Below are 12,508 nucleotides of genomic sequence, written 5' to 3' on the forward strand. Positions count from 1 at the left end.
GGTTTTTACTCCACACCATCTTTTTTTGGGTTTTGGTGGTGGGGTTGGGGGCGCCGTGGCGCCGGTGCGTGAGCCGCTCCGGGGACGCACCCCGGGGGGCGGGGCTAGTAGCGGCCCCGGCCCCGCCCGCCCGGATGGTGCGCCGCCCCCGTCCCCACGGTGCGGCGCGAGCGGGCCGTCGTCATCCGCTCGGACAACGGCCCACGTCTGTCGGGGCTAGGGCGCGGATGCGTCCAGTCCAAGTGCGGGAAGGATGGCGTTCTCCACGAAGCGGGTGAGATATGCCTCATCCGCGAACTTCCCCTCCAGCAGCGGCCGGGCACGCATCACGCCCAGCAGCTGCACGGAGACGAACTCCGCTGCGGGAGTGTCCGCCGGAATCTCGCCGCGCTCCGCGCCGCGCCGGACCATCGCTTCGATCGCCGCGATCTCCGGCAGTATCAGCGCCTCACGCAGCGCGCACAGCAGCTCGGGGCTCTGCAGCGCGGCATGGCTGAGAGCGTGCATCAGCGGGGTGTCGCGGCCCGAGCCCGCACCGATGGCCCGGGCCGCCTCGCGCAGATCCCCTGCCAGTGTGCCGGTGTCGATGTGCGGAAGCAGTACCCGCCGAGTGCCGTGCAGCGCCGCCACGACCAGTTCGGGCTTGGAGCCCCACTGCCGGTAGAGCGTGGACTTGCCGCAGCGCGTCCGCGAGGCGACCCCCTCCATGGTGAGGGCCTCGTAGCCGGACTCTCTCAGCATGTCGAGCACGGCCACGTAGAACTCCTGCGCCCGCTCCGGCGTGATCTTCGAGCGGCGCGGCGTGTGTGCCGGTTCCTGCGCGGCTTCCTGCGGCGACATGCGTTTTCCCTCTCAGCGATTCTGCGACGAGGTCCATCGATACGCCAGTGTACCGAAACGCACGTGTACCGATACGTTCGCGTATCGGTACACTGGCGTATCGATGCGGCATGGACTGGACCATGCCGTCGTAACACTGCTTCGTCAGCAAAGGGGCACCGGGTGATGTACGCCGGTAGCGAGCCCGCAGATCAGGAGCCGGACAGTTCTGCCCGACCGCCCCTCGTCCGCGAGCTTCTTCTCGTCGTGGGACTCTTCGTGATCTACAAGCTCGGCCGGCAGGCCGCGAACGGTCACGTCGAGGAGGCGTATCGCAACGCCGGAAACGTCTGGGACTTCGAACGGTCCGTGCACCTGCCCGGCGAGGGCACCGTGCAGAGTCTGCTGCTGCACGACGAGACGCTGATCCACCTCGCGAACACCTACTACGCGACCGTGCACTTTCCGGCCACGCTGCTCTTCCTCGTGTGGCTCTACTGGCGCCGCCCGCGCCACTACGTCTGGTCGCGCCGCATCCTCGCCGCGCTCACCGGCGCAGCGCTCGCACTCCATCTGCTGTTCCCGCTCGCCCCGCCGAGGCTGCTGGCCGCCGCCGGACTCGTCGACACCGGCCAGGTGTACGGACCGACGGTGTACGGAGCGACGCCGGCGACCGACTCGATGGCGAACCAGTTCGCCGCGATGCCCTCGCTGCACTTCGGCTGGGCGGTGATGGTCGCCGTCGGGCTGATCGTCGCCACCCGCACCCGGTGGCGCTGGCTGTGGCTGCTGCATCCGCTCGTCACGCTGCTGGTGATAGTCGGCACGGCCAACCACTACTGGCTCGACTCGATCGTGGTCTCCGCGCTCCTCGCTGTGGCGTTCGCGGCGCTGCCGCTGAAGCGCACGGAGCAGGTACGGGCGCACATCCCGTGGCCTGCCACGGCGAGTGAGTCCGTGCTGACGGCCGTGCCCCGGCCCGCCGAGCCCGCGGTGCCGACCGCCTACGCCGCACCGCAGGCCCGCTCCGCATCCTCGTACGCCTCGTCCGGGACCCGGCGATGAACGCCACCCTGATAGCCGTCGCGCTGTCCCTGATCTCCGCCGCCGCGTATGCCTCGGCCGCGGTGGCGCAGGCCCGGCTCGCCGGGCGCACCGAGCCGGATGCCGGGGTCCTGGAGCTGCTCGGTCGCGGCGCCTGGTGGTCGGCGGTCGGACTGAACGCCGGTGGCGCGCTGCTGCATGTCGCGGCGCTCAAGTACGGCCCGCTCACCCTCGTCCAGCCGCTCGGCGCCCTCACCCTGGTCGCCGCTGTCCCGCTGGGCGCCAGGGCCGCCGGACGCCGGGTCACCAGGATCGAATGGCGCGGCACGATCCTCACCCTGCTCGGTCTCGGCGCCCTGCTGATGACCGCGGGCGGCGCCGCTCCGCACGAAACGCTCAGCCTCGCCGAAGCCCTGGCCGTCGGCGCCGCGACCATGGCCGTCGTCGCCGGACTCAGCCGCCCTGGAGCACGCCCCGGCCTGCGGCACGCGGCGGCGTCCGGTATCACCTCCGGAGTCGCCTCCGCGCTCACCCAGACCCTGACCGTCTCCGTCACCGACCACACCGGCCCGCTGTTCAGCTGGCGCCTGGTGATCGTCGCGCTCCTCGTCTCCGCGTTCGCGATGAGCGGGCTGCTGCTCTCCCAGACCGCCTACCGGGGCGGCCTGGGCGCGCCGCTGGCCGTCGTCACCCTCGCCAATCCGGTCGCCGCGGCCGCCATCGGCCTGGCCCTGCTCGGCGAACGCCTCCAGGGCGGCACGATCAGCCTGATCCCCGCCCTGCTCGGTACGGCCGCGGCGGTACGGGGCGTGATTCTGCTCAGCCGCGCACAGGCGGAGACCACGACCGCCGTCGACCGGGCCATGGCCGAGCCGAAGTCCGGTGCCGGAACACCGTCTCGCGTCGTGATCGGGAGCCGAGGGCCGATGGACCAGCCGACGCTGCGACCGGAACTGGGCCGGACTCCGGTAGGCGGACCGTAATCACGTGGAAGCGACGCTCGCCGCCCGCCGGGGGCATGTCGCGAACACGTGACAGCTGCCCACCGGACTGTCACGTACAAAAGCAACCCACCTACGGACTAGGCTCCTCGTCCTGGGCCAGTGCCCGCGTCAGCCAGCCGATCCAGAAGTTCTCCAGATCGATGCCGCCACGCAGAACCAGATGCCGCAGCCGGTCCTCGTCGGAGTTCCGCTCGGGCGGGAAGTCCCGCTCCTCGATCTCCAGGTACTCCGCCAGCTGCCGATGGTGCAGCCCCAGATGGCGGCGCAGCTCCGCATCCAGGCCGGGTGCCCCGACGACCGCCGCCGCCCGCATGCGCAGGAGCAGCGGATCCCGGATCTGCTTGGGGTCCTCGGAGCGGGCCACCCATGCGGACAGCGCCTCCCGGCCCGCGGGCAGCACCTCGTACTCCTTCTTCTGCCCACGGGCGGGCTGCTGCGACGGCAGCGCCCGGATCTGCCCGGCCTGCTCCAGCTTCCCCAGCTCGCGGTAGATCTGCTGGTGCGTGGCAGACCAGAAATAGCCGATCGACCGGTCGAACCTGCGGGTCAGCTCCAGCCCCGACGACGGCTTTTCGAGCAGGGCGGTGAGGATCGCATGCGGGAGTGACATGGGGTGCATCCTAAGGACGGCCGGGCAGTGGCCCCATGACGGAGGGGCCGGGCCGGACGGAAACCCCCGGGCCAGGGGTTTTCGGATCCGTCACAGCGAAGCCGCGAGCTCCGTGCCCTGGCGGATCGCGCGCTTGGCATCCAGTTCGGCGGCCACATCGGCGCCGCCGATCAGATGCGCCGGGCGGCCCGCGGCGAGCAGCGACTCGTACAGCTCGCGGCGCGGCTCCTGGCCGGCACAGAGCACCACCGTGTCGACCGGCAGAAGGTGCTGTTCGCCGTCGACCGTGAGGTGCAGTCCGTCGTCGTCGATCCGGTCGTAGGCGGCGCCCGCGATCATCGTGACGCCGCGGTGCCGCAGCTCGGTGCGGTGGATCCACCCGGTCGTCTTGCCCAGCCCCGCGCCGACCTTGCCGGCCTTGCGCTGGATCAGATGGACGGTGCGCGGTGTCTTCGGACGCTCCGGGGCGCCCAGACCGCCCCGGTCGCGGTAATCGGTGTCGACGCCCCACTGCCGGAAGAACACCTCCGGGTCGAGGCTTGCCGCATCGCCCGAGTCGGTCAGGAACTCGGCGACGTCGAAGCCGATCCCGCCCGCCCCGATGATCGCGACCCGGTCGCCGACCGGCGCCCCGTCACGCAGGACATCGAGGTAGCTGACCACGCTGGGGTGGTCCTGGCCCGGTATTGCGGGGGAGCGGGGCGTGACACCGGTGGCGAGGACGACCTCGTCGAAGTCTTCGAGCACATCGGCCGTGGCCTGCGTACCGAGCCGCAGTTCGACCTTCTCCTCCGCGAGCCGGGTACGGAAGTAGCGCAGCGTCTCGTTGAACTCCTCCTTGCCGGGAACCCGGCGCGCCACATTCAGCTGGCCGCCGATCTCGTCGGCCGCGTCGAAGAGAGTCACCTCATGGCCGCGCTCGGACGCCGAGACGGCGCATGCGAGACCGGCGGGCCCGGCACCCACGACCGCCACCCGCTTGACGGTGCGGGTCGGCGACAGAGTGAGTTCGGTTTCGTGGCAGGCGCGCGGATTGACCAGGCAGGAGGTGACCTGGCCACTGAAGATGTGGTCCAGGCATGCCTGGTTGCAGCCGATGCAGGTGTTGATCGCATCGGCGCGGCCCTCGGACGCCTTGACGACGAAGTCCGGGTCGGCGAGGAACGGCCGGGCCATCGACACCATGTCCGCCCGCCCCGAGGCGAGGATCTCCTCGGCGACCTCGGGCGTGTTGATGCGGTTGCTCGTCACCAGCGGCACGGAGACGGCGCCGCGCACCTTTTCGGTGACCCAGGTGTAGGCACCGCGTGGCACCAAGGTGGCGATGGTGGGGATACGGGCCTCGTGCCAGCCGATCCCCGTATTGATGATCGTCGCGCCGGCGGCCTCGATCTCGCGGGCGAGCTGTACAACCTCCTCCAGCGAGGAACCGCCGGGCACCAGATCCAGCATCGAGAGCCGGTATATCAGGATGAAATCGCTGCCGACCCGCTCACGGACCCGGCGCACGATCTCGACGGGGAACCGGATGCGGTTCTCGTACGAGCCGCCCCAGCGGTCGGTGCGGTGATTGGTGGCGGCGGCGATGAACTCATTGATCAGATAGCCCTCGGAGCCCATGATCTCGACACCGTCGTACCCGGCACGCTGCGCGAGCCCGGCGGCCCTGGCGAAGTCCTCGATGGTCTCCTCGACCTCGTCGTCCGTGAGGGCGTGCGGAGTGAATGCGCTGATCGGCGCCTGGATCGCGCTCGGCGCAACCAGATCGGGATGGTGTGCGTACCGGCCGAAATGCAGGATCTGCATGGCGATCCGGCCGCCCGCCTCATGCACGGCGGCGGTGACCCGCGCATGCTGCTCGGCCTCCGCCTCGGTGGTCATCTTGGCGCCGCCGGGGAAGGAGCAGGCGCGGGCGTTCGGGGCGATGCCGCCGGTGACCATCAGGCCGACGCCGCCCCGGGCGCGTTCGGCGTAGAAGGCAGCCATCCGCTCGAAGCCACGCTCGACCTCCTCCAGACCGATATGCATCGACCCCATCAGCACCCGGTTGGGGAGGGTGGTGAACCCGAGGTCGAGCGGGCTCAGCAGATTCGGGTACGGGCTCATGAGGCGGCTCCTCGCGCAGTGTCGTTGCGCCAGTTGTAGACCACCGAAACGTCATTGTGCAACAAGTTGCATAATGACGTTCGTCGCAGAGCCGCGAGTGCGCTCGTCCCTCGGACGGCGTAACACCAGGACACGTCGGTGCCCCGCGCCACGGAGAGTGGAACCGCGGCACCCGCCCGCCACGGCGCGTCGGGTGGCGCGCCGAAGCGCACTGACCCCCGAACCCCTGCGGAGACTCCCATGGCCTGCCTCGACCGACGTGACCTCGGCCTGCTCGCCCTGCGCGTCGGCACCGGCGCGGTACTGGCCGCGCACGGCACCCAGAAGCTGGCCGGCTGGTTCGGTGGCGGAGGCATCGAAGGAACCACCGCCGCGATGGAGGCCATGGGCTTCCATCCGCCGAAGCACAGCGCGGTCGCCGCAGGGCTCGGCGAGGCAGGCGGCGGCGCACTGCTGGCCCTCGGCCTCGCGACCCCGGCGGCCGGTGCGGCCGCGGCCGGGGCGATGGCGGGCGCCGTGGCCGTCCACGCACCCGCCGGATTCTTCGCGCAGGGCGGCGGGTACGAGTACCCGGCCTTCCTCGGCTTCACCGCTGCGGCGATCGGCCTGATCGGCCCCGGCAGGTACTCCGTCGACGAGGCCACCCGCCACGCCTTCAACCAGCCATGGATGGTCGCCCTTGCCTTCGCGGGCAGCGCGGTCGCGGCGGCAGCCGTCGTCGGCAAGCGCGCCAAGGGCCGGGCCGCGGTCGACCCCGACACGACCTGACCACCCGGCGGGACAGGGACCGGACGGCACCCCAGGGAGGGAGCCGCCCGGTCCCGACCGCGCTACTTGCGGAACGTCAGCGACTCGGCCGGGGAGGCGTTCCCGTACGCGTCGACGGCGACGACCCGCGCCACATACCGGCCGCCCTCGACCGCACCCGGCACCGGGATGTCGAGGGTGTTCGGCCGGGGCGTGAAGTAGAAGTCCGAGAGGAGCTTGGACGAGACGACCGAGGCACCCGTCGACGCGTCGGTGATGTCCACGTTGTAGTGGTGCACCATCTGGTCGTCCTCGGCCTGCGCGATCCGCAGCGCCGTGCCGCCCTTCGCGTCGTGCACCCGGGACAGCGGCTCGCGGGTGGTGAACTTCGGGGCCACGGTGTTGCGTTCGGCGTCCGTGTAGCGGAAGTTGTCCTTGATCTGCTGGTTCGTCGAACCCTTCAGGCGCACGGTCCAGGTGGGGCCGCTCAGGGTGCCCGCGCTGGCGTACGGCGGCTGCCAGCTCGCCGACCACTGGCCGCCGGTGTAGATGTCGTGCTTGTCCGCGGCCATGTTCACCCGCGCGATCTCCGTACGGTCCTTGTGGACCTCGACGAAGAGCGCCTGCGCGGTCGGCGACTCGAAGCGGTCGGCGAGGCCGTCCTCGGTGACCATCTGGTAGCCGTGATCGATCTCGACGTACGACATCGAACCGTCGTTGACCGAAGTGAAGTCCCGCTGGTGGATCGAACGGTCGTCGTTGATGTTCAGGTGCGAGTGGCCGGAGAAGAGGATGGCCTGCGGGAAGGCGCTCAGATCCTCCGCCAGCCGCGGGTTGGATGCCTGCTGGCCGTCCATGGTCGTCCCGGTGGTGGGCCGGTGCCCCTGGACCAGGACGGGCTTGCCCGCGTAGGCCGGGTCGGCGGTGATCGTGGCGAGCCGCTCCTTCAGCCAAGTGCGCTGGGCCGTGCTGGAGTTGTACGTCTCGGTGTTGACCGTGAGGACGTGCAGGCCCTTCACTTCGGACTCGTAGTAGCCGCCGCCCGAGTCGGGGAACCACGCCTCGGGGTATCCGGCCCGTATCGCCGCGAGGCTCGCGTCGTGGTTGCCGTTGGAGATCAGCAACTGGGTGCCGGTCATGCCCTTGCGGGCGAGGTTGGCCCGGAAGATCTCGGAGACGATTCTGTGGTCGGGGCCCTTGCCGTCGCCGTTGTCGTTGATCATGTCGCCGTTGGACAGGATCGCGTCCGGCTCGGGGAAGATCGACCCGATGGTGTCGAAGAAGCTTTCGTACTTCTTGTCGGCGCCGGCATGGCTGCCGACGTGTACATCGGACATGACGACGAGGCGGGCGAGCGGCTTCTCCCGGGACTTGATCAGGTAGCCGTACGACACCGGGACGCTGCTCTGCCTGCCGCGGAAGGCGACTGCCGTGACGTTGGTGTCCTGCTTGATCCGCAGCGGACGGCCGGGGGAGTGGACGCGACTGTCACGGGTCGGGGTCGTACCGTCCAGCGTGTAGCGGACGGTGGTCCCGCGCTCGGCCCGGAACTTCAGCTCGACCGAGTGCTCGTACCGCCCGCCCGGGACGCTGACGCCGGGTGCGGCCGGGGTGTGGGTGACAGGGGACCGGTCTTGCGCGACGGTCGGGGAGACGAGCGCGACGGACGTCGCGGCGATCACGAGAGGGGTGAGTCTCACGGGGGGTCCTTGTTCTCTGGCCCGGGGATGACGGTCCGGGATTTCCGATCCGGCTGCATAACAGATGCATAACTGGTCTGAACCAAAGACGTTAGGTGTCGTGTGTCAGCTTGTGGTGCGACCTGACCGACTTCCCGGTGAAGCGATCATGAATGTCTGGTCGGGGTCGCTCGGGCGCCATTTCGCCCCGCGGTGGTCGGCTCCCTGTTCGACCTCGGCAACGCGGCCGGCTCATGGACGCCCTTCCGCCCCGCAGGTTTGCCGCCTACGCTCTCCGCGACATTCGCACATCACTTGGGAGTACGTGTGACGGGATGGACCGGCTGCACCGCCGTCGAGATCGCCGACGCCGTACGGCGCGGCGAGGTGACGCCGCGTCAGATCGTTGCTGAGCACCTGGAACGTATCCGGCGGCTCGACAAACGCCTCGGAGTCTTCCGGGCCGTGCTGGACGAGGAGGCGCCGGCCGCCGCAGATGCTCTCGCCGGCCGCAAGGACCTCAGAGACCTGCCGCTCGCGGGCGTGCCCGTCGCGGTCAAGGACAACGTCCCGGTCGCCGGTCAGGCCACCCGCAACGGCAGCGCGGCCTCGCCCACCGCACCCGCCACCGCCGACCACGAGACCGTCCGCCGCCTGCGTGCTGCCGGGGCCGTCGTCATCGGCCTCACCCATGTTCCCGAACTGTGCGTCTTCGGTACGACAGACGGCGCGCACGGCGTCACCCGTAACCCCTGGGAGCCGACTCGCAGTTCCGGTGGCTCCTCCGGCGGAAGCGCTGCGGCGGTCGCCGCAGGGCTGGCACCGATCGCGCTCGGAGCCGACGGGATGGGATCCATCCGCATCCCCTGCGCGTGCTGCGGGCTGGTCGGTCTCAAGCCGGGCGCGGGGACGGTGCCGTGCGAGCTGGGCACCAACGGCTGGTACGGCATGGCGGAGAACGGCCCCATCGCCACCACCGTCGCGGACGCCAGGCTGATGTACCAGGTGCTTGCCGGTGTGGAAAAGCCGTCCCCCGAACCTTCGGCGAGCGGACCGCTGCGCATAGCCGTCTCCACCCGCAGCCCCGTCCCTGGCGTCGGCGTCAGCCGCGACTGGGCCCGGGCCGCCCGCGACGCCGCCCGCCTGCTCAGCGAGGCGGGTCACCACGTCGAGGCCGCCGACCCGCCCTACCCCTGGTGGCTGGGTGCCGCCGCGGCCGCACGATGGACCGCCGGCACGGCGGCCGAGGCTGCCGGCCTCGACCCCGGGCGGCTCGCACCACGCACCCGTCGTCATGCCGCCATCGGCCGCCTGGTGGTACGTACTTCACTGCCGCGCACCGACCACAGGTCACAACTGCGCGACCGCGTGCTCCCGTTCTTCGACCGCCACGACGTGCTGCTCACCCCGGCGCTCGCCCGGCCCGCCCCGGCGGCGAAGGACTGGCACCGCCGGGGCTGGACGGCGAATCTGCTCGCCAACAGCCGGTTCAGCCCCTTCACCCCGCCCTGGAACCTCGCGGGCTGGCCGGCCGCCGCGGTGCCCTTCGGTGCCCCGGAGGGAGCGGACCGCTCGCCGTATGCCGTTCAGCTGGTCGCCCCCTCCGGCGGCGAGGAGCGGCTGCTGGCCCTCGCCGCCGACCTGGAACGGCTGCGCCCCTGGCTTCGCCTCGCGCCCGTCGACGCGCTCACCCGGTGAGCGGGGGACGGCGGTCCGCGGTGCCGGGTGAAGTGCTCTTCGGGAGTCACGAATCCCATGGCGCCGAGGCCCTGTTCAGAGCAGGTCTTCGATGGTGATGGGCATTTTGCGTACGCGTCGGCCGGTGGCGTGGTGGATCGCGTTGGCGATGGCCGCGGCCGCGCCGACCTGGCCGACTTCTCCGACGCCCTTGACGCCGAGCGGGTTGACGATCCTGTCCTCGACCTCGATGAGTTCCACGTCGATCTCGGGAGCGTCGGCGTTGACCGGGACCAGGTAGTCGCCCAGGCTGGACGCGACCCAGCGGCCGCGGAGCGGGTCCATGTAGTTCGCTTCGAGGAGTGCCTGGCCGAGACCCCAGATCATGCCGCCCATCAGCTGGCTGCGGGCCGTCTTGGGGTTGAGGATCCGCCCGGGGGCGAAGGCGCCGACCATGCGACGGACCCGGACCACGCCGAGGTCGGCGTCGACGGCGACCTCGGCGAACTGGGCGCCGAAGGTCATCAATCCGTAGTGGGCGGTTTGGGTCGAGGGAGACCAGGCTCCCATCGCCTCGGTGTCGGGCAGCAAGTTGCGCTGCAGCAACTCGCTGTAGCTCTCCGAGGTGTCGGACCGGTCGGCCGGCATCATGCGGCCGCCCCGTACGGTGATCGAGTCGGGGTCGGCGCCGTGCAGTGGAGACTGGGTGTCGGCGACGGCTTGAGCGACGAGCTGGTCGCGCAGGTTGGTGGCCGCGGTGTGGACGGCGGCGCTGATCATGCCGGAGCCGGACGAGCCGACAGCGGCGGCGATGGTGGGCAGCATGGTGTCGCCGCCCTCGAACCGGCAGCGCTCGATCGGGATGCCGAGTGCGTCGGCCGCGACCTGGGTCATCACCGTGGCGACGCCGGTGCCGAAGTCGGGCGTCGCGGCCTGGACGACAGCGCTCCCGTCGGCGTAGATCCGGGCGCGGGCCCGTTGCGGGTTGTTCGGCCCGTAGACGGGATAGCCGGCGGTTGCCATGCCGTAGCCGATGAGCCAGTTCCCGTCGCGGTGCGAACGGGGTTCGGGGTTGCGGCGCTGCCAGCCGAAGCGCTCGGCACCGCGCCGAAGGCACTCGGTGAGCCCGTCGCTCGACCAGGGGTTGCCGGTGTTGGGGTCGACGTCGGTGTGGTTGCGCAGCCGCAGTTCGAGGGGGTCCAGGCCCAGCCGGTAGGCGAGTTCGTCCATGGTGCTTTCGAGGGCGAACATCCCTGACGCCTCACCAGGAGCGCGCATGAAGGTCGGCGTCATGGTGTTGGCGCGAATCAGCCGGTAGACGCCTTCGTAGTTCGGGCAGGCGTAGATCTGGGACGCGACGCCGAGGGAGGGTTCGGCCCAGTTGTCGAAGTGGGAGGTGGGCGACAGCTTGTGGTGCCGCAGCGCCGTGAGGCGGCCCTCCTCGGTCGCACCGAGGGTGATGCGCTGCTCCTGCTCTTCGCGGTGGCCGACCGACGTGAACATCTGCTCACGCGTCAGAGTGAGCTTGACCGGTCGCCCGACGTGTCGGGCGGCGAGCGCGCTGAGCGCCGGGTGCGCCCAGATCATGGCCTTGCAGCCGAAGCTGCCGCCGACGAAGTGGGAGATGACCCGGACCTTGGACGGGGTGAGGCCCAGCAGCGTGGCGACGGTGAGCTGGGTGGCCGACACCCCCTGTGTCGCGTCATGGAGGGTGAGCTCGTCCCCGTCCCACACCGCGGTGGTGGCCGACGGCTCGATCGGGTTGTGATTGTTGGCCGCATAGGTGTACGCGGCATCGATCTGTACGTCGGCCTGGGCGAGTCCTGCGTCGATGTCTCCTCGCTGGTTACGGCCGGGGATGAAGCCCGCGAAGATCGCCTCGGGCTCGTAAGCCCGGTCGCGGCCCTCGTCGAGCGTCGTGACGGACGGCGCCACCGTCGGCGCCATCGCCGAGATGGTCCAGGCGGGCCTCGTCCGCCACATCGGCCTGTCCGAGGTCGGCGCGGACTCCCTGCGACGGGCCCAGGCCGTGCACCCCATCGCCGATCTGCAGATCGAGTACTCCCTGGTCTCCCGCGGCATCGAGGACGGGATTCTGCCCACCGCCCGTGAGCTGGGCATCGGTATCACCGCTTACGGCGTACTCTCCCGCGGCCTGATCTCCGGCCACTGGAGCAAGGCCCGACAGTTCGCAGGCCCCGACTTCCGTGCTGTCAGCCCCCGCTTCCAGGGCGACAACCTCGACCACAACCTCGCCCTGGTCGATGCCCTGCGCAAGGTCGCCGAGGCCAAGGGCGCCAGTGTCGCCCAGGTCGCCATCGCCTGGGTCGCCGCCCAGGGCCAGGACATCGTCCCGCTCGTCGGCGCCCGCCGCCGCGAGCGCCTCACCGAGGCCCTCGGCGCCCAGGATCTCGCCCTCACCGGCGACGACCTGTCCGCCATCGAGCAGGCCGTCCCCGCCGGCGCCGCCGCCGGCACCCGCTATGCCGAGGCCCAGATGCACCACCTCGACAGCGAGCGCTGACCCCCCTTCGGCGCTCTCGCCCGCGGCGCCGCCCCCTGCCCGCGCGTGGGGCGGCGCCGCACCCCCCATCGCCGTACGGCGAACCCATCCGAAACAGAAGGAAGGCGTAGGCGTGGACCTCCGCGGCAAAACCGCGCTGGTCACAGGCTCGTCCAGGGGCCTGGGCAAAGCCGTCGCACTGCGCTTCGCGGCACGCGACCTGCTCGCCGAAGCCCTGTAGAGGCCGTGGAAATGGCCGCGTGGATGTGATGCCACCCATAGGAGCTGGGTCACATCCTAATGCGGGTAGTAGGGCCGG

At 70.7% G+C, this 12,508-nt stretch carries 9 protein-coding genes and 1 pseudogene; 5 read left to right on the forward strand and 5 right to left on the reverse strand.

Translation table 11 applies throughout. The features are described from left to right. Window positions 1–216 precede the first annotated feature (216 nt). Window positions 217–840 (reverse strand): TetR/AcrR family transcriptional regulator, encoded by a 624-nt coding sequence (locus ACGFU7_RS35990; RefSeq protein ID WP_393701654.1) that lies wholly within the window; start codon window positions 838–840, stop codon window positions 217–219. A 165-nt stretch (window positions 841–1,005) separates the two neighbouring features. On the opposite strand from ACGFU7_RS35990, the gene ACGFU7_RS35995 reads away from it, so the two are divergent. Both ACGFU7_RS35995 and ACGFU7_RS36000 read left to right on the forward strand, forming a co-directional pair. Continuing rightward, complete coding sequence (locus tag ACGFU7_RS35995; protein WP_393701655.1) at window positions 1,006–1,884, forward strand: phosphatase PAP2 family protein; 879 nt, start codon at window positions 1,006–1,008, stop codon at window positions 1,882–1,884. Further along, on the forward strand, window positions 1,881–2,846 hold the full coding sequence (locus ACGFU7_RS36000; protein ID WP_393701657.1) for a hypothetical protein: 966 nt from the start codon (window positions 1,881–1,883) through the stop codon (window positions 2,844–2,846). Before ACGFU7_RS35995 ends, ACGFU7_RS36000 begins: the two co-directional genes overlap by 4 nt. Window positions 2,847–2,937: 91 nt before the next feature. Here the strand turns inward: ACGFU7_RS36000 and ACGFU7_RS36005 are convergent, their stop codons facing one another. Together ACGFU7_RS36005 and ACGFU7_RS36010 are read right to left on the reverse strand one after the other, a co-directional pair. Next, entirely contained in the window at window positions 2,938–3,477 is a 540-nt protein-coding gene (locus tag ACGFU7_RS36005) for a PadR family transcriptional regulator (RefSeq protein WP_393701659.1), read from the reverse strand. Between the two features lie 90 nt (window positions 3,478–3,567). Further along, window positions 3,568–5,583: an FAD-dependent oxidoreductase gene (locus ACGFU7_RS36010; protein WP_393701660.1), complete on the reverse strand. Its 2,016-nt coding sequence runs from the start codon at window positions 5,581–5,583 to the stop codon at window positions 3,568–3,570. A gap of 240 nt (window positions 5,584–5,823) precedes the next feature. On the opposite strand from ACGFU7_RS36010, the gene ACGFU7_RS36015 reads away from it, so the two are divergent. Continuing rightward, window positions 5,824–6,351, forward strand: a complete 528-nt coding sequence (locus ACGFU7_RS36015; protein ID WP_393701662.1) for a DoxX family protein — start codon at window positions 5,824–5,826, stop codon at window positions 6,349–6,351. A 62-nt stretch (window positions 6,352–6,413) separates the two neighbouring features. Here ACGFU7_RS36015 and ACGFU7_RS36020 read toward each other — a convergent pair whose 3' ends face one another. Continuing rightward, on the reverse strand, window positions 6,414–8,030 hold the full coding sequence (locus ACGFU7_RS36020; protein ID WP_393701664.1) for a chitobiase/beta-hexosaminidase C-terminal domain-containing protein: 1,617 nt from the start codon (window positions 8,028–8,030) through the stop codon (window positions 6,414–6,416). 306 nt (window positions 8,031–8,336) lie between these two features. Between ACGFU7_RS36020 and ACGFU7_RS36025 the strand changes: the two genes are divergently transcribed. Then, complete coding sequence (locus ACGFU7_RS36025; protein WP_393701665.1) at window positions 8,337–9,707, forward strand: amidase; 1,371 nt, start codon at window positions 8,337–8,339, stop codon at window positions 9,705–9,707. Window positions 9,708–9,782: 75 nt separating this feature from the next. Here ACGFU7_RS36025 and ACGFU7_RS36030 read toward each other — a convergent pair whose 3' ends face one another. Next, window positions 9,783–11,633 (reverse strand): xanthine dehydrogenase family protein molybdopterin-binding subunit, encoded by a 1,851-nt coding sequence (locus tag ACGFU7_RS36030; RefSeq protein ID WP_393701667.1) that lies wholly within the window; start codon window positions 11,631–11,633, stop codon window positions 9,783–9,785. Here ACGFU7_RS36030 and ACGFU7_RS36035 point away from each other — a divergent pair. Beyond that, a pseudogene (locus tag ACGFU7_RS36035) lies at window positions 11,620–12,210 on the forward strand (aldo/keto reductase); the annotation flags it as partial. The gene ACGFU7_RS36030 and the pseudogene ACGFU7_RS36035 overlap by 14 nt on opposite strands. Window positions 12,211–12,508: the final 298 nt, after the last annotated feature.

This window comes from Streptomyces sp. NPDC048473 (assembly GCF_043200155.1).
Lineage (GTDB): Bacteria > Actinomycetota > Actinomycetes > Streptomycetales > Streptomycetaceae > Streptomyces.